Genomic DNA, 16179 nt, shown 5'->3' on the forward strand with positions numbered 1-16179 from the left:
GCTCCTCTTCTTCACCAGTAGTTAATTTGATTTTAATATGTCCTGAAGCGCTTCTTCAAGAGCTGGAAAGGAGTAATGAAATTGCTGCTCAAGCGCCTTCTTCGGAATCGCCCGCTGGCCTTCGAGCACCATCATGCTCATATCACCGAGCGCACTCTTGATGGCAAAAGCCGGGGCACGCAGCCAGTGGGGTTTATGAAGCACATTGGCAATTGTTCTGCCAAATGTATCATTTTGAACCGGATTCGGAGCTGTAATGTTAATCGGCCCTCTGATCGATTCATTACGGATGCAATACAGCAGGAGGCGTGCGGCGTCATTGATGTGAACCCATGAAATCCACTGCGTTCCGGAGCCGATTTTTCCGCCGGCAAACAGCTTGTAGGGCAGTGCCATTAATGGAAGGGCGCCTTCTTCGCCGAGAATGATGCCAAATCGGGCAAACACTGTCCGGATGCCGAGTTCAGCTTCAATCTTTGCTGCCTCTTCCTCCCAAATGCTGGCGGTTTTAGCAAGCAGATCACTGCTTCTTGGAGGAGACTCTTCCGTAAAGGTGGACTCTTCAGAAGTGCCGTAAATACCGACCGCACTCGCGTTCACAACGACGGAAGGCTTATCCCTCAAAGCTTCAAGAATCCGGTACGCTTCACTTGTGGCCTGAATGCGGCTTTCCAAGATTTTCTGCTTATTTTCTTCCGTCCAGCGGCTGTTAATGCTTTTTCCAGCCAGATTGACAAACGCATCTATTCCTTCGAGCGCCAGTTCTGGATGGCTCCCTTGCTTCATCCATTGGACATACGTGATGTTTCCGTTCCCCTGTCTGCTGCTTCTAGTTAAAATGAATACGTGATGACCCTCGTTCTCAAGCAGCTGGCTGAGCTGCTTGCCGATAAAGCCTGATCCGCCTGCTATTGCCACCTTCATTGCCTTCACCTTCTTTTTCCAAAATTCTACCTTTAAATAAAGTATTTTTCCTAAGATTGTCTTTTATCTATGCTCTACCCCGAGTGGTTCAAGGTAAACCTGTGCTAAAATAAGGAAGAGGTGATGGGCATGGCCTATGTAACAAAAATTACCGTCCAAAAAAAATTAAAGGACCGCTATAATATATTTCTTGATAAAGGAAATGGTGAGGAATACGCCTTTAGCGTTGATGAAGGCACTATGATCCAGTTTGGCCTCAGGAAAGGCAAGGAGCTTGATGAGCTAGACATCATTGAGATTCAGTATGGAGATGATGTCCGCAAGGCTTACAACAGCGCCATCAATTACTTAAGCTTCCGAATGCGGACAAAAGGAGAAGTCCGCACCCATCTGCTTCAAAAGGAATTCAGCGAACAAATTGCCCAGGAAGTTATCCTTCAGCTGGAAGAGCACAATTATGTAGATGATGCTGAATTTGCCGAAGCCTATGTCAGGACCCAGTGGAACACAAACGGCAAAGGGCCTGACCTGATTCGCCAGGAGCTTTTTCAAAAAGGAGTAGGCCCCGGGGATGCAGACCGGGCATTGTCCAATTACCCTGAAGAAGCCCAGACAGAAGAAGCGCTGAAGCACATCGAAAAGGAAATCCGCAAAAACAAGCGGGAATCCACCAGCCAGTTGAAACAAAAGCTTGAACAAAGCCTGATGAGAAAAGGATTTCCTTATAGTATTATTGCTGCGGCCATCCAATCGGTTGAGTATGAAAAAAGCCCTGATGCTGAAATGGAAGCCCTCGTGCAGCAGGCTGAAAAAGCGAAAAGAAGGTACAAGGACGAAGATGACTTTACATACAGGATGAAAATGAAGCAGTTCCTTTACCGAAAAGGCTTTCCGCTTAATTTGATTGAGGCCTACCTGCAGGAAGAAGCAGAAATGGACTAATCAAATAGGATATCGTCTGTTTCAAGCGACTGATCGGCAATCTGCTGTGCGATCGAGAGCGGATCCCGCAGCCGGCTTTTGTCGCTTATATGGCTGGAATTCACCCAGAACGGAGTATCCATTCCGCCCATATAGGCGGCTTTAATGGAAATATCAGCAGCAGCAAGCTCTTTTCTTAATCCTTCTGTATAACCCCTGACAGCAAACTTCGAAGCATTATACACACTTTCATTCACTTTGCCGCGCAGCCCTGCTGTAGAAATAATCTGAAGTATCTCTCCAGCACCTTTTTCTTTAAAGTGCCTGATAAAGGCCTGGCTCATAAAAATGGTTCCCTTTACATTCGTATCAATCATTTCATGAACCTGTGCAGGGGATAGCGTTTCAGCTGGACCAAAATGACCAACACCGGCATTATTGATCAACAATCGGATAGCGTTTTCATGGAAAGCCCTTTTTGCAAAATCATCAGCCTGCCCGGGATCGGTTATATCCACCTGATCAATAGAGCATGAAACACCTTCATCCTCCAGCAGCCTTTTTGCATTTTGCAGCTTTTTTAAATTTCTTCCTATTAGAATAATCTTATCGTATTTTTTGCCGTAAACTTTGGCAAGAGCAAGACCGAGCCCTGAACCCCCGCCTGTAATAACAGCCGCCTGCATAGGCAAACCCTCCTTCGCCTGATTTTGCGATATAATGATGACTATTTTATACTATAATAAATGCCCTTTTTATAAAACAGGCTTGTTAAAGGGATAGGCGGGAGAATCTTGCTGGAGCCTTAGTACTGTATTAACAGCCAAATTTAACAGAGCCATAAAATAAGTAGAACACGGATGGGAGCACAAGCAAGTGATACGATACAGTGATATGAGTGAATATGAATTAAAAACAGAAATTGGCGGGCTGAAGGAAAAAGCCCGAAAAGCAGAACAGCTCGGCATGATCAATGAATTTGCGGTACTTGAGCGCAAAATCGCAATGGCCAAAGCCTATTTGCTGAACCCTGAGGATTATAAGCCGGGCGAAACTTATGGAATTGAAGGCGATCCAGGAGAAAAATTCGTCATTCATTACATGAACGGTGTGTTTGCATGGGGGCATAGAGAGTCTACAGCAGACAATGAAGAGGCACTGCCGATCAGCATGCTCGAAAAAACGGACCATGCCGGCAAATAATCCGGCACGATCCGCTTAGGGAGTGTGCTAACAAACTAAACAAAACAAAACATTGCCGTTTCATCCGATAAAGCACCGGCAATCAGGAATTAAAATCGCTTCGGGCACCGGAAGCCCTCATCCGCTCCTGTGGATGAGTATTGATCGAACCGTCCGCACGCTTTGACGAATACTCGTCCCTTGCACGCGGCTCGCCCTCGTTCCTGTTGATATGTGGAAAACCTTTTGCCTTATTCCGCATCCGGCTGACCCCCCATATATGAATTCGTACGCCTTATGAGCGCACGCTTAGTATTTAGCACAAGAAAAGCAAATATACTTCACAGCAGAGGTGAAACAAATGGAAGAAATTTTCGACAGACTCGCCTTAAAGCTTCAAGAGAAAAACAGTGAGCTCACCTATGAAAAAGCAAGAACATGGGTGGAACTGCTCTGGGAAGACTTTGAAACCACACAGGCAAAAGCAGGCCGCGAATATCAGGGCAAACAGGCAGCCGAAAGAATCGTTACAACCTGGATTGACGGATTCGGCCACAGACTGCATGAGTTCCTTGCTATGAATCCTAAGTACAGCGGGATGCTTGGTGAGGATGATATTAAGCACTGATGGAAACAGCAAAAGTGCAGGAGAAATTGAATTTTTGCCGCAGAAAACTTAATTTTGCTTTCTACTTGAAACCGGCAGTGCGTTGAAAAATTGCAAAAAACTGAGTTTCGCCTTCAGATTTTCAGTTTGGACAGTAAAGTCAGTGAATTGGACAGTAAACCATGCAAATTGGACAGTAAACTGGCCATTTCCGCCAGTAAACTGCTGAAACTGGACAGTAGATGGATTCCGGCATTATCTTGGACTGGTGATAAGCGGGCATATTTGATTTATCACTTCGGAAAACTGAATTTTGCCTTCTTCGATAAAGCAGATCCGCCTTTTCCATTAGTCTCAGACAAAGTTTCCCGCTCAAAAGCAAAAGACACTTGGCGAAACAGCCAAGTGTCTTCCCATTTTTAATCAGGCAGCAGGTGGAGCTTTTTGCGAAGCTTTTCTTCGCTGAAGATCCAGCCTGTGTAAGAGCTGATAATGTTTAAGTCTGTGTCGAGCTGAACGATGGCGACAAACGGATAGTATTCTTTGCTTCTGTAGCGCAGGTCAATAAACCTGACTTCGTAATGGTCCTTATACTCATCAATTTCCCATCGGTACACTGGTGAAAAGGAGAGAAAGGCTGCAATGTTGTGGTCCTTTTCCGCTGCTTTGATCAGTTCTGTTTGAGGGAGAGGCTTTCTGTTGAATTCATCCAGTATCAGAATTTTGCCTTCCTTCGCTTTTCCTACATAAAATTTTTTTTCGGTTGTAATGGCCAGATGCCATTTGCTGAACTTGATGGTTGGTGCAATAGTAATATCTACAATGTCATCGAACATTTTTTTAATGTCATGCACAAGTTTCCTTTTAATCATAATCCTTGTTAAGTAGTAGCCTGCAAGGATGACATATACAGCTGTAAAGGCAAAACCGGGCGGCATGCCAAGCGCCCAGATCACAATTCCCCCTATATGGATGAAGAAGATATAAGGATCGAATGTGTTAATAATGCCAAGGGCTACCCATTTTCTTGAAAATGGCCGGATCGCCTGTGTGCCATATGCGTTAAAAATATCCACAAACACATGAAAGGCTACGGCGATAAATGTCCACATGAACAAGTGGACGAGATCAATGCCGGGTGAAAAGATAGAAACCATTCCTCCAATAAGAAGCGTCCATAAGAAAACGGCTGGAATGGAATGGGTAATGCCCCGGTGGTTGCGGATGTAAACCGCGTTGTTTTTTAATTTCAGTACCGTATCAATGTCAGGAGCCTGAGAGCCGATAAGAACTGCTGCCATAACAGCGTGGGCTTCAGGTGTCTGCAGGCCGACAGCGGGATCAAGCGTGGCAATTCCGCCAAGCGCGATGCCCATCACGACATGTGTTCCAGTATCCATTGGTTTCACTCCCATCTGCTTGATGGTAAACTGTCAGCAGATACAAGCATGACAGCTAAAAGCAGCTTTAAATGCTGCTGAACTTATTTTACCATGCACGGCTCAGTGCTGTTTCACCATGAGTGTGCCACTCTATATAGTGTATTACCCTTTTTCCCAATTATCATGATAACTAACCTTGGAGGAGCATATGGACAAACTTCAATCTTTTCATATAGAAGGCTTTCAAAAAGATCTAATTGCCTGGTTTCAGCTTGAACAGCGGTCACTTCCTTGGCGGGAAAATAAAGATCCGTACCGCATCTGGGTGTCAGAAATTATGCTGCAGCAAACTAGAGTTGATACCGTTATTCCGTATTTTCATCGTTTTATGGAAAGGTTCCCGACTGTGGACGCGCTTGCCGAGGCAGATGAAGAAGACATCCTGAAAGCCTGGGAGGGACTTGGGTATTATTCAAGGGTCAGAAACCTGCAGACAGCAGTCAGGGAAGTGAAGGAGAAATACAGCAGCGTAGTTCCTCCTGATCCTGATGCGTTTGCCGGGCTGAAAGGGGTAGGACCTTACACAAGAGGCGCTGTCATGAGCATCGCCTACAACATTCCGGAGCCGGCAGTTGACGGGAATGTGATGAGGGTTATTTCGCGCGTTCTTGCAATCGATGAGGACATTGCGAAGCCCAGAGCAAGAAAAATTTTTGAAGAAGCGATACGGAAAATGATTTCAAAGGACAATCCATCTGATTTCAACCAGGCTTTAATGGAGCTCGGCGCTTTGATCTGCATCCCATCAAAGCCGGCATGCCTGCTTTGCCCTGTGCAGGAATACTGCGAAGCGTTTCACACTGGTACACAGAGCAGCTATCCTGTGAAAAGCAAAAAAAGCAAACCGAAGCCTGTCAGAATGGGAGCGGCAGTCATTAAAGACGAAGAGGGCCGCTTTTACATCAACAAACGCAAATCAGAAGGTCTGCTTGCGAACCTATGGGAGTTCCCGAATTGCGAGATTGTGCCTGGCCCTGCTGCAAAAGAGCAGCTGGAAGGATACTTGCAGGAGGAGTACGGATTGCAAGTTGATCTGGAGGTTTGCGAGGAAAGTGTCACACATGTTTTTTCACATATAAAATGGGATATTTCTCTATTCACAGGAAGTGTTAAAAAGGGGCAGTCAACAAGCCTTGCGAAGGTAACCGAAGAGGAAATGCAGCGGTATGCATTCCCTGTTTCCCATCAGAAGATCAGCCGGATCGCAGCGGAGCTTGCGGAGGATGCCCTTAATCAGTGATGGTTTCGGTCCCGTGTGTATAGTCTGCTTCGTTCCGTTTCATGCCGCCGCGCACTTCGATTTCTTCCAGTATTTCACGGTAGGTGCTCTGCCCCTCAGAATTCAGAAAGGGAAGAATTTGCTGAAACGAATGATGAAAATGAGACAGCTCGCTGTCTTTCCATTGCTTTATGGAGATCATGCCGAGTTCTGTCATATCTCTGCCTACATACATGGCTAGTCAGGCCTCCTTGTAGAAATTTCGCTGTATGCTATAGTGTTTGATATAATAAACGTGACTATTCGAAAAAAGAAAAGAGAGGTCGTCAGATAATGGGTCAAAATCAAGTAGCTCTTGTAACAGGAAGCAGCAGAGGAATCGGAAGGGCAATTGCACTGCGGCTCGCAGAAAGAGGCTATGACATCGCGATTAACTATTTGCGGAATAAACAGGCTGCGCTTGACACAGCAGAGGAAATCGAACGATTGGGCGCAAGAGCGCTTGTCGTCAAAGCCAATGTTGGAAAGCCGGAAAAAATCAAGGAGCTTTTTGAGCAGATTGATCTCGCTTTCGGCCGCCTGGATGTGCTTGTAAACAATGCTGCTTCAGGCGTTCTTCGTCCTGCAATGGAGCTCGAGGAAACTCATTGGGACTGGACAATGGATATTAACAGCAAAGCGCTCTTGTTCTGTGCACAGGAAGCAGCAAAGCGGATGGAAAAGACAGGTGATGGCGGGAAAATCATCAGCATCAGCTCGCTTGGCTCTATCCGCTACCTGGAAAACTACACAACAGTCGGTGTGTCAAAAGCAGCGCTCGAAGCGTTAACAAGGTATCTGGCTGTCGAGCTTGCGCCTAAAGACATCGTGGTGAACGCCGTTTCAGGCGGTGCAGTCGATACAGAAGCGCTGAAGCATTTTCCAAACAGAGCAGAGCTTTTGGCAGATGCCATTGCCAAAACACCTGCAGGGAGAATGGTGGAAATTGAGGACATCGTGAACACGGTGGAATTCCTTATTTCCAATCAGGCATCCATGATCAGAGGCCAGACAATCATCGTAGACGGCGGCAGATCGCTTCTCGTTTAATTCTAAATTTTGGTCTAAAAAATGAGCATATATCAAACCTCCACTGGACATCATATTGTTCGTGGAGGTGATAACAATGGAAAACAAAACAAACAAAACAACTTCTGGAACTAACGTACAACACGTTAAGCAACAGAACCAACAATCAGCTTCTTCTCAATCCGGACAATACGGAACTGAGTTTGGAAGCGAAACTTCTGCACAGCAAGTAAAACAGCAAAACCAAAAAGCTGAGCAGGGCAAACAACAAAACAGCTAATTTTTCTGGAAGGCGCTTCTTCACATTCGGGAGGAAGCGCCTTCCTTCTTTTTGCGTTCATTTCCAGGAGGATTTTTATAAAGCAGGCCGAATGGTAACAATATATATAAGGAAGACGCTTGAAAGGGGCCGGTAATGGAAAAGTTCGATAGGCTTGTCGGCGAACAGCTGAAAACGATGGACAGGCTTTTGGAGCTCCAGTCAGCCGTAGAAGGCTGCAGGGAGAAGGAAAGACTATGCTTGCAAAAGGAAGACAAAACGGTTCTCATAGCAGTACAGCAGGAGCTAGCAGCAGCCAAAGAAGAGCTGAATGCCATTCAGGCAACGTTTGAAAAGCAAACGGAAGAATTAATCCTCTCCTATCAAAGCCCGGAAAAATAAAAAGAACACTATATTCTGCTTGCAAAGCGCCTTTATTTTCTTTTTTAATCCTGAAACGGTATAATAATAAAAACATCAATAAGAAAGCTTTGTGAATGATTACTAAGGCCATTCCCAAAGCATCCATTTTGAAAGTAGGCGATTTGGATGAGCTTTCCCAAAGAGGGAGATTCCATACAAATACATAGCTACAAGCATAATGGACTGATCCATCGCATTTGGGAAGAGACCACTGTTCTAAAAGGAACGGAGAATTGCATCATAGCCGGAAATGACCGCACAACGGTAACGGAATCAGACGGGCGAACCTGGATCACCCGCGAGCCGGCTATCTGTTATTTTCACGCGAAGCACTGGTTTAATATAATCGGCATGCTCCGCGATGATGGGATTTACTATTATTGCAATATCAGTTCTCCATTTGTATGGGATGAAGAAGCATTAAAGTATATTGATTATGATCTGGATGTTAAGGTGTTTCCGGACATGACGTATATTTTGCTTGACGAAGACGAATACCAATACCACAAAAAACTAATGAACTACCCTGAAGTCATTGACTTGATCCTAAGGAGAAATGTAGACAAGCTGCTTCAATGGATTCACCAGAGGCAGGGTCCATTTTCTCCGGATTTTGTTGATGAATGGTACAGCCGCTACCTTCGCCAGGTGCGATAGCGGCAGGGAGACGAAAAGCCGGACGACCAATGAATTTTGGCCTGTTGAATGGTTCAACGGGCTTTTCGTTTGGAATGAATCCGGCGTGCAGCAGGAGAGAGGGGAGAAACATCTGTGAGTCCGATGAAACGCTATCTGCAGTTTGTCAGGCCGTATAAATGGCAGATCGGCGGAACAATTGCTATCGGAATCGTTAAGTTTGCGATTCCGCTTTTAATTCCGCTGCTGCTGAAATACTTGGTTGATGACGTCCTGCAGGTAAAAGGAAACCCGGCAGACAAAACAGAAAAAGTCTTTATCGTAATGGGAATTATGCTGTTTATTTTTGTAATTTTGCGCCCGCCGATTGAATATTACCGGCAATATTTTGCCCAGCTTGCGAGCAATAAGATTTTGTATGATATCCGCGACAGGCTTTTTCATCACATTCAAAAGCTGAGTTTGCGCTATTACTCCAACACAAGAGCAGGGGAAGTCATTTCCCGGGTGATAAATGATGTCGAAATGACGAAGGATTTTGTCCTTACAGGCCTGATGAATGTCTGGCTTGATTTGGTGACAATCCTAATTGCCATTATTATCATGTTCACAATGGATGTGAAGCTGTCGATTGTATCGCTTGTGCTGCTCCCGTTTTACGGCATATCTGTCCGTTATTTTTACGGCAGGCTCCGCGGCTTAACGAGAGCCCGTTCCCAGGCGCTTGCCCAGGTGCAGGGCCATCTGCATGAACGGGTATCAGGCATGCCGGTCATTCGAAGCTTTGCCATTGAAGAGCATGAGCAAAAACTATTTTCACAGGAAAACCATAACTTTTTAACAAAAGCCACCAACCATACTATGTGGAACGCGAAGACGTTTGCTGTGATTAACACGATTACGGATGCGGCACCGCTTCTTGTGATCGGTTTTGCGGCATATCAAGTAATTCACGGAAACCTGTCCATAGGAACAATGGTGGCATTCGTTGGCTACATTGACCGCCTTTACAGTCCATTGCGCAGGCTTGTGAACTCCTCCACCACTTTAACGCAAGCTTCTGCTTCTATGGACAGGGTGTTCGAGCTTTTGGACGAGCCATATGACATTGAAGACCGTCCAAATGCAATTGAAGCAAAAAATGTGAAGGGTACTGTGGAGTTTGAAGATGTTTCCTTCAGCTACCAGGCAAACGAAGCACTCGCATTGAATAATGTTTCGCTGAGAGCGAAAAAGGGCGACACGATTGCACTTGTCGGAATGAGCGGAGGCGGAAAATCGACCCTCGTCAGCCTCCTGCCGCGATTTTATGATGTAACAGGCGGCCGCATCATGCTTGACGGAGTGGACATCAGGGATTATAAAGTCACAAGCCTCCGCGACCAAATCGGCATGGTGCTGCAGGATACGTTCCTTTTCAGCCATTCGGTGAGAGAAAACATTCTGATCGGAAAGCCCGGTGCTACAGACGAAGAAGTCGTCGAAGCCGCCAAAGCAGCCAACGCACATGACTTTATCCAGACGCTTCCGGAAGGCTATGACACCAAGGTTGGGGAACGGGGAGTCAAGCTCTCCGGCGGGCAAAAGCAGCGGATCGCGATCGCAAGGGTATTCCTGAAAAATCCGCCAATCCTTGTCCTTGATGAAGCAACCTCAGCGCTCGATCTTGAAAGTGAGCACCTGATACAGGAAGCCTTGGAAAAACTGGAGAAAGACCGCACAACCTTTGTTGTTGCCCACAGGCTGTCGACGATTACTCATGCTTCGCAGATCATTCATATCGAAAACGGCGAAGTGATTGAGAATGGCACACATCGCGAGCTGATGGAGATACAGGGGAATTACTATAATTTGTTCCAGATTCAGCAGCTGAACAGCTGATGGGGAAAAGCAGCAGGACCTTTTGGGGGACTGCTGCTTTTTTGGTTTCAGGTAATCGTTGGAGTATATCAGTGAGAAGAGGAAAACCGGCTTTTAATTAAAAAAGGGCCGGTTTTTTTGGTCTTAGCGCATTCGATAGGCGATACATGATCGCATTATGGAGCTCTGCTTCGGATTAAAAGCCTAGGCGGAAAGCGTATATCGGCGGATCGCAGGCCGATATCGGCAAGCTTTACAATATATCGAGCACTCTTTGGGATATATCGGTGGATTGCAGCTGGATACCGGCGAACTTTGCAATATATCGGGCACTCTTCCAAATATATCAGCGACCAGCGAGGAACCAGCTTTTAATTAACAAAGCGCTGCCTCCTTGATGAAAAGACTCTCTATAAGTTTTATCCTATTTATTGTAAAATGAAACAAATAATCAATTTATAAAAAGGCCGTGAACCCAATGACCTTCAAAACCAGCTACCCATTCATCTACTTCCTCGAAAATGAAAATCAGGTACTTGTCTGCGAGATCAGAACAAATGATTACATCACCATTTCCGATTTATCCAGCGAGTTAGAAGGAGATCCTGTTAAGAAGAAGCTGTACCATCTTGGAAACACCCCATTTCAATCCTTTAATCACACCACTGCTGCAGAAGTTAAAACTAGCGGTTTTACTATTTTTGTACCTGAACTGGATCTTTATCAAAGAGCTAAAATCATTAATAAGATGATCCAGCAGCACAGAGTTCCCTCGAATGAACCGGTGCATTTGGCAGTAGGAGGAGCTCAGGCTGGTGCACTGAGATTTTTCCTGAAACGGCCAAAGAAGGTAATCGCGTTCTATGATGATTTATCAGAAGGACCAATCAGAGATTTGCCATCAGAATCAGGCTATAAGACAAGAATGGAGTGGCTGAAAAAGCACAATCGCATCGAGAGCTATCAAGACTGTTTAAATGTGGAGACGGCCCTGCTAGAGATAGAGGATATCCCGAGAACGGCACCTGTCACCATATGGGCTGGAGGAAATGCATTCGACCAGGCTGGAAAACGATTCTTTCTCAGTCTTCTAAAGGATAGAAAAAACAGCATTTTCCTGGCAGAAGCAGACTCTCTATTTTTAAGCGGTGACACAAAGGACATAGAACGTTTAGAAGAAGGAAAAAGAGAGCTTGGTCAACGGGAGAAAACAGAATACATAGAGCAATGGACAGCTCTCTCTTCTGCAAACAGCATGTTGAGAGTCTGGGGAAACGGAGTGCTTGAAGAAGCACCTGCAAATTATTTTGACGGTGAAATACTGACTGCTGTGAATAGACTGCAAGAAAATGAAGGAGACTTCATTCCGTTAACAAGTATCCAATTCGAAGTATCAGGTGCACTAAGCAGTGCATTTGTGAATGAGCGTGTCTGGCATTTACTTATGAAAGGGAGATTAACAATAGATAGAATGCCGATTTTTCAGGCTGGAACAATGGTAAAGTCAAGAGAATAGGAGGAGCTATCATGGCAGAGAAAACAGACTTTCCAAAAGGGATAGGCAAGCCGGCAATCAGGGCGCTGAACGGAGCAGGATTTGAGTACCTTGAACAGCTTGAGAAAACAACAGAAGCAGAGCTGAAAAAGCTTCATGGAATGGGGCCGAAAGCGCTCGGAAGACTTAAGGCGGCAATGGAGGAGAAAGGGTTATCCTTTACGGAGAGCCCTTGAACTATAGAATTTTAATTACGTATTATTTGCTTCCTAAATTAAGAAAAAACTCAATAACTAATTCTTTTATATTAAAAATTCAGGTTGCCGGCTCAGTCGTCAACCTTTTTTATTTGCCCAACATGTGAAGCACGAGAACCGTCCCTGTGCTTCTATTTGCCCAACATGTGAAGCACGAGAACCGTCCCCACGCTTCCTGTGTCATAAAACAATGCTTGTCTAAATACACTTTACTAATCCATCTTTCATTTATGCAGGAGGTGTGTGTTTGGAGAGGTCTGTGGTTTTAGCGGCTGAGAATCTGAATATTGCATTCAGTGAAGGGCGGAGGGAGATTCCTGTTGTCAGCGGAGTTAGCTTTCATTTGAGAGAAGGGGAGATTCTCGGGATTGTGGGAGAGTCGGGCTGCGGGAAGAGCGTGACGTCACTTGCGCTGATGGGGCTTTTGCCGAAGCGGACAGCAAGGATTTCAGGGAGCATCCGTTTTCAGGGTGAGGAGCTCACGGAGTACTCTGAGAGCAGCTGGCGGAAAATTCGCGGCAATGAAATTTCGATGATTTTTCAGGAGCCGATGACATCACTGAATCCGCTGTTTAAAGTCGGTGATCAGCTTGAGGAAGCGCTCCGTGTACATACGAAAAAAAGCCGGAAACAGGCGAAGGAGCAGGCGTTAAGGATGCTTGCGGCGGTAGGGCTGCCAAGGCCAGAGGAGCTTCTTCGCGAGTATCCCCATCAGCTGTCAGGCGGGATGCGGCAGCGGGTAATGATTGCGATGGCGATGATGCTGAATCCGGAAATTCTGATTGCAGACGAGCCGACGACAGCGCTTGATGTCACGATTCAGGCTCAGATTTTGGCACTTATGAAGGAAATTAATGAAAAGATGAACACCTCCATCCTGATGATTACTCATGATCTCGGGGTTGTGGCCCAGACGTGCCATCGGGTGATGGTGATGTATGCCGGCGAGATTGTGGAGGAAGGCAGTGTGAAAGAGGTGTTTCAGTCGCCAAAACATCCTTACACGATCGGCCTGTTAAAATCGATTCCGAATACAGCTGAAAAAAAAGCACGGCTGTATTCCATTCCCGGCCAGGTGCCGAAGCCTGGGAGCATCAAGGAAGGCTGCCGGTTTGCTGCGCGCTGTGAACACGCCTTTGACAGATGTGCCAAGGAAAGTCCGGAGCTATTGAAAGCGGGAAACCATCTGTCCCGCTGCTTTTTAGCGGAGAAAGGGGGACTCCCTGATGACAGAGCCGCTGTTAAAGGTTGAGAATTTAAAAAAGGCTTTTCCTGCAGGCAATAGCTTGTTTTCTAAAAGCAAAAGAGAAATTGTTGCTGTAAACAAGCTGTCGCTTGATGTGTTTAAAGGAGAAACGCTTGGGATTGTCGGGGAATCGGGCTGCGGCAAGTCAACGCTCGGCCGATTGATTTTACGGCTGCTTGAGGCAACAGAAGGTACCGTTATGTACAGCGGACAAAATGTCTTTTCGCTGAATAAAAACGGCATTCGGAAAATCAGGCAGCATATGCAGATGGTGTTTCAGGATCCGTACGCCTCCTTAAATCCACGCCACTCAGTCGCCAAAATTTTAGAAGAGCCGCTTATTGTGCACGGGATTGGGACAAAGCTTGAGAGAAGAGAGCAGGCAGCAGAAATGCTGAAGACGGTCGGGCTCAATCCGGATTATGCCAGAAGATATCCCCATCAGTTCAGCGGCGGACAAAGGCAGCGGATCGGCATTGCGAGAGCCCTGATGACAAGGCCAGAGCTCATTATTGCCGATGAGCCTGTGTCTGCTCTTGATGTATCCATCCAGTCACAGGTGCTGAATCTATTAAAAGACCTGCAGGAGGAATTTCGTCTCACCTACTTGTTTATTTCGCATGATCTCGGGGTTGTGCGCCATATCAGCGACAGGGTGGCGGTGATGTATCTTGGGGAAATCGTTGAGCTTGCTGAAAGTGAATCACTTTATTCCTCGCCGCTGCATCCTTACACAGAAGCCTTGCTTTCTGCCGTTCCTGCCAGTAATCCAGAGGAGAAGCGGGAGAGAATTCTTTTAAAAGGCGAGCTGCCGAACCCTGAAAGCCCGCCGGAAGGCTGTGCTTTTCATACAAGGTGTCCGAAAGCCATGGAACAGTGCCGGCGTGTTAAGCCGGTGCTCACAATGCAAAAGGAAGGTCATTACGCAGCCTGCCATCTTTATGCCTGACTGCGTGGTTGATAGATTATGAGACATATAGGGGGTAACACAATGAAGCGAAGAAGGCTGTTAGCACCGCTGATTCTCATTTTAATGCTTGTTTTGGCAGCAGCGCTTGCCGGATGCAGCGGTACAGCAAAAACAGATGATACGAAGAAGCCGGCATCAGACACGGCAAAGCCTGCAAAGGATACGCTTGTGTACGGGCGGAGCGGGGATTCTACCTCACTTGACCCGATCACAACGACTGAAGGGGAAGCCTTTAAGGTTACGGAAAACATTTATGAAAGATTGCTGAAATACGGAGACAATGACACAACTGTTCAGCCTGCCCTTGCAGAAAAATGGGATGTTTCCAAGGATGGCCTGGTGTACACGTTCCATCTGAGAAAAGGTGTGAAATTCCATGATGGCACAGATTTTAACGCAGAAGCTGTTGTGTTTAACTTTGACAGATGGATGAACGGGGATGCTGATAAATTCCCTTACTATACGATGTTTGGCGGCTTTAAAAAGGATGAGGGCCATGTGATCAAAGAAGTGAAGGCAGTGGATGAAAATACGGTTGTCTTTACGTTAAAGCGTCCTCAGGCACCATTTTTGAAAAATATCGCGATGGCGCCGTTTGGGATTGCAAGCCCTGATGCCGTGAAAAAATACGGTGATAAATTCCGCGAGCACCCAGTCGGCACGGGCCCATTCAAATTTGTCGAGTGGAAGGCCAATGACCGCATTGTACTGGAAAAGAACGAAAACTACTGGATGACTGGCTATCCGAAGCTGAACAAGGTTATTTTTAAAACGATTCCTGACAACTCTGCCCGTCTGAATGCCTTGCAGACAGGGGAAATTGACTTGATGGACGGGGTTAACCCTTCTGACTTGTCAAAAGTTGAAGGTGATAAAAATCTGCAGCTGTTCAAGCGAGCTTCGATGAACGTCGGGTATGTCGGCATGACCGTAACAAGAAAACCGCTTGATAACAAGCTCGTCCGACAGGCGCTGAACTATGCGGTTGATAAAAAAGCGATTATCCAGGCGTTCTATGGCGGCCTTGCAGAGCCTGCGAAAAACCCGCTGCCGCCGACTGTTGAAGGCTATGACAACGATATTCAGGAATATCCGTATAATCCTGAAAAAGCGAAAGAGCTCTTAAAGCAGGCAGGCTTCCCGAACGGATTCTCGATGGATCTTTGGGCTATGCCGGTTGCCAGACCTTATATGCCCGAAGGAATGAAGGTTGCGGAAGTACTTCAGGCAAGCTTTGCCAAAATCGGCGTGAAAGCCAAGATTGTCACTTACGACTGGGCAACCTATCTTGAAAAAGCAAGCAAAGGGGAAGCGGATTCCTTTATGCTCGGCTGGACTGGTGACAACGGGGATCCGGACAACTTTATTTACACACTTTTGGATAAAGACAGCATCGGCGGCAACAATTACACCTTCTACAGCAACGAAAAGCTGCACAAAATTCTGATTGAAGCACAGACTGTGACCGATCAGAGCAAGCGGAATGAGCTGTACAAACAGGCGCAGGAAATCATTCACGACGATGCACCATGGATTCCGCTCGTCCATTCCACTCCATTAATGGCTGGCGAAAGCACGATCACTGGCTTTACCCCGCATCCGACAGGAACGGATCTCTTTACAAAAACAGAATTTAAATAAGCTGCTGCCGCCTTTTAATTAGAAAAGCG

Annotated in this window: 19 protein-coding genes; 14 read left to right on the top strand and 5 right to left on the bottom strand. The window is 46.2% G+C overall.

The genetic code is table 11. From position 1 onward, the window contains the following. Nucleotides 1-21: 21 nt before the first annotated feature. Complete coding sequence (locus LRR81_RS19190) at nt 22-924, bottom strand: TIGR01777 family oxidoreductase (protein WP_231791023.1); 903 nt, start codon at nt 922-924, stop codon at nt 22-24. A 129-nt stretch (nt 925-1053) separates the two neighbouring features. Here LRR81_RS19190 and recX point away from each other — a divergent pair, with 129 nt between their 5' ends. Then, nucleotides 1054-1866 (top strand): recombination regulator RecX, encoded by an 813-nt coding sequence (gene recX / locus LRR81_RS19195; protein WP_231791024.1) that lies wholly within the window; start codon nt 1054-1056, stop codon nt 1864-1866. Here recX and LRR81_RS19200 read toward each other — a convergent pair. Next, nucleotides 1863-2531, bottom strand: a complete 669-nt coding sequence (locus LRR81_RS19200; protein WP_231791025.1) for an SDR family NAD(P)-dependent oxidoreductase — start codon at nt 2529-2531, stop codon at nt 1863-1865. The two genes, recX and LRR81_RS19200, sit on opposite strands and share 4 nt — an antisense overlap. Before the next feature lie 208 nt (nt 2532-2739). Between LRR81_RS19200 and LRR81_RS19205 the strand changes: the two genes are divergently transcribed. Then, the gene (locus LRR81_RS19205) at nt 2740-3048 is read left to right on the top strand and encodes a YfhH family protein (protein ID WP_231791060.1); all 309 of its coding nucleotides are present in this window, start codon (nt 2740-2742) and stop codon (nt 3046-3048) included. Between the two features lie 82 nt (nt 3049-3130). On the opposite strand, the gene LRR81_RS19210 is transcribed toward LRR81_RS19205, so the two are convergent. After that, nucleotides 3131-3289 carry a small, acid-soluble spore protein K gene (locus tag LRR81_RS19210; RefSeq protein ID WP_231791026.1) on the bottom strand — a complete coding sequence of 53 codons (159 nt, stop codon included), beginning with the start codon at nt 3287-3289 and terminating at the stop codon, nt 3131-3133. A 99-nt stretch (nt 3290-3388) separates the two neighbouring features. Between LRR81_RS19210 and LRR81_RS19215 the strand changes: the two genes are divergently transcribed. After that, nucleotides 3389-3655, top strand: coding sequence for a YfhJ family protein (locus tag LRR81_RS19215; protein ID WP_231791027.1), 267 nt, complete (start codon nt 3389-3391; stop codon nt 3653-3655). 398 nt (nt 3656-4053) lie between these two features. On the opposite strand, the gene LRR81_RS19220 is transcribed toward LRR81_RS19215, so the two are convergent. Continuing rightward, nucleotides 4054-5034, bottom strand: coding sequence for a metal-dependent hydrolase (locus tag LRR81_RS19220; RefSeq protein ID WP_231791028.1), 981 nt, complete (start codon nt 5032-5034; stop codon nt 4054-4056). Nucleotides 5035-5224: 190 nt separating this feature from the next. On the opposite strand from LRR81_RS19220, the gene mutY reads away from it, so the two are divergent. Further along, nucleotides 5225-6316, top strand: a complete 1092-nt coding sequence (mutY, locus tag LRR81_RS19225) for an A/G-specific adenine glycosylase (RefSeq protein ID WP_231791029.1) — start codon at nt 5225-5227, stop codon at nt 6314-6316. Here the strand turns inward: mutY and LRR81_RS19230 are convergent. After that, nucleotides 6306-6530, bottom strand: coding sequence for a hypothetical protein (locus tag LRR81_RS19230; RefSeq protein WP_231791030.1), 225 nt, complete (start codon nt 6528-6530; stop codon nt 6306-6308). The genes mutY and LRR81_RS19230 overlap by 11 nt on opposite strands. Nucleotides 6531-6628: 98 nt before the next feature. Between LRR81_RS19230 and fabL the strand changes: the two genes are divergently transcribed. The 10 genes from fabL (at nt 6629) to LRR81_RS19280 (ending at nt 16150) form a co-directional block, all read left to right on the top strand. After that, nucleotides 6629-7384: an enoyl-[acyl-carrier-protein] reductase FabL gene (gene fabL / locus LRR81_RS19235; RefSeq protein WP_231791031.1), complete on the top strand. Its 756-nt coding sequence runs from the start codon at nt 6629-6631 to the stop codon at nt 7382-7384. Nucleotides 7385-7460: 76 nt separating this feature from the next. Further along, a complete protein-coding gene (locus tag LRR81_RS19240; RefSeq protein ID WP_231791032.1) occupies nt 7461-7643 on the top strand; it encodes a gamma-type small acid-soluble spore protein in 183 nt (60 codons plus the stop codon). 135 nt (nt 7644-7778) lie between these two features. Beyond that, nucleotides 7779-8024, top strand: coding sequence for a YgaB family protein (locus tag LRR81_RS19245; protein WP_231791033.1), 246 nt, complete (start codon nt 7779-7781; stop codon nt 8022-8024). A 147-nt stretch (nt 8025-8171) separates the two neighbouring features. Beyond that, on the top strand, nt 8172-8702 hold the full coding sequence (ntdP, locus tag LRR81_RS19250) for a nucleoside tri-diphosphate phosphatase (protein ID WP_231791034.1): 531 nt from the start codon (nt 8172-8174) through the stop codon (nt 8700-8702). A 114-nt stretch (nt 8703-8816) separates the two neighbouring features. Next, entirely contained in the window at nt 8817-10562 is a 1746-nt protein-coding gene (locus LRR81_RS19255) for an ABC transporter ATP-binding protein (RefSeq protein WP_331716361.1), read from the top strand. A gap of 457 nt (nt 10563-11019) precedes the next feature. After that, nucleotides 11020-12057: a DUF1835 domain-containing protein gene (locus LRR81_RS19260; RefSeq protein ID WP_231791035.1), complete on the top strand. Its 1038-nt coding sequence runs from the start codon at nt 11020-11022 to the stop codon at nt 12055-12057. 11 nt (nt 12058-12068) lie between these two features. Further along, nucleotides 12069-12272 carry a helix-hairpin-helix domain-containing protein gene (locus LRR81_RS19265; RefSeq protein ID WP_231791036.1) on the top strand — a complete coding sequence of 68 codons (204 nt, stop codon included), beginning with the start codon at nt 12069-12071 and terminating at the stop codon, nt 12270-12272. 268 nt (nt 12273-12540) lie between these two features. Beyond that, entirely contained in the window at nt 12541-13545 is a 1005-nt protein-coding gene (locus LRR81_RS19270) for an ABC transporter ATP-binding protein (protein ID WP_408631628.1), read from the top strand. Further along, the gene (locus LRR81_RS19275) at nt 13520-14488 is read left to right on the top strand and encodes an ABC transporter ATP-binding protein (RefSeq protein ID WP_231791037.1); all 969 of its coding nucleotides are present in this window, start codon (nt 13520-13522) and stop codon (nt 14486-14488) included. The genes LRR81_RS19270 and LRR81_RS19275 overlap by 26 nt, the downstream gene beginning before the upstream one ends. 42 nt (nt 14489-14530) lie before the next feature. Beyond that, the gene (locus tag LRR81_RS19280) at nt 14531-16150 is read left to right on the top strand and encodes an ABC transporter substrate-binding protein (protein WP_231791038.1); all 1620 of its coding nucleotides are present in this window, start codon (nt 14531-14533) and stop codon (nt 16148-16150) included. Nucleotides 16151-16179 lie beyond the last annotated feature (29 nt).

The sequence above is a fragment of the Metabacillus kandeliae genome (assembly GCF_021166585.1).
In the GTDB taxonomy this organism is placed as follows: domain Bacteria; phylum Bacillota; class Bacilli; order Bacillales; family Bacillaceae; genus Metabacillus_B; species Metabacillus_B kandeliae.

Coding starts and splice junctions, on each gene's coding strand:
- LRR81_RS19190 (WP_231791023.1), bottom strand. CDS start 924: ATGAAGGTGGCAATAGCAGGCGGATCAGGCTTTATCGGCAAGCAGCTC.
- fabL (WP_231791031.1), top strand. CDS start 6,629: ATGGGTCAAAATCAAGTAGCTCTTGTAACAGGAAGCAGCAGAGGAATC.
- LRR81_RS19215 (WP_231791027.1), top strand. CDS start 3,389: ATGGAAGAAATTTTCGACAGACTCGCCTTAAAGCTTCAAGAGAAAAAC.
- LRR81_RS19220 (WP_231791028.1), bottom strand. CDS start 5,034: ATGGATACTGGAACACATGTCGTGATGGGCATCGCGCTTGGCGGAATT.
- LRR81_RS19265 (WP_231791036.1), top strand. CDS start 12,069: ATGGCAGAGAAAACAGACTTTCCAAAAGGGATAGGCAAGCCGGCAATC.
- ntdP (WP_231791034.1), top strand. CDS start 8,172: ATGAGCTTTCCCAAAGAGGGAGATTCCATACAAATACATAGCTACAAG.
- LRR81_RS19240 (WP_231791032.1), top strand. CDS start 7,461: ATGGAAAACAAAACAAACAAAACAACTTCTGGAACTAACGTACAACAC.
- LRR81_RS19280 (WP_231791038.1), top strand. CDS start 14,531: ATGAAGCGAAGAAGGCTGTTAGCACCGCTGATTCTCATTTTAATGCTT.
- LRR81_RS19260 (WP_231791035.1), top strand. CDS start 11,020: ATGACCTTCAAAACCAGCTACCCATTCATCTACTTCCTCGAAAATGAA.
- LRR81_RS19245 (WP_231791033.1), top strand. CDS start 7,779: ATGGAAAAGTTCGATAGGCTTGTCGGCGAACAGCTGAAAACGATGGAC.
- recX (WP_231791024.1), top strand. CDS start 1,054: ATGGCCTATGTAACAAAAATTACCGTCCAAAAAAAATTAAAGGACCGC.
- LRR81_RS19210 (WP_231791026.1), bottom strand. CDS start 3,289: ATGCGGAATAAGGCAAAAGGTTTTCCACATATCAACAGGAACGAGGGC.
- mutY (WP_231791029.1), top strand. CDS start 5,225: ATGGACAAACTTCAATCTTTTCATATAGAAGGCTTTCAAAAAGATCTA.
- LRR81_RS19205 (WP_231791060.1), top strand. CDS start 2,740: ATGAGTGAATATGAATTAAAAACAGAAATTGGCGGGCTGAAGGAAAAA.
- LRR81_RS19275 (WP_231791037.1), top strand. CDS start 13,520: ATGACAGAGCCGCTGTTAAAGGTTGAGAATTTAAAAAAGGCTTTTCCT.
- LRR81_RS19230 (WP_231791030.1), bottom strand. CDS start 6,530: ATGTATGTAGGCAGAGATATGACAGAACTCGGCATGATCTCCATAAAG.
- LRR81_RS19200 (WP_231791025.1), bottom strand. CDS start 2,531: ATGCAGGCGGCTGTTATTACAGGCGGGGGTTCAGGGCTCGGTCTTGCT.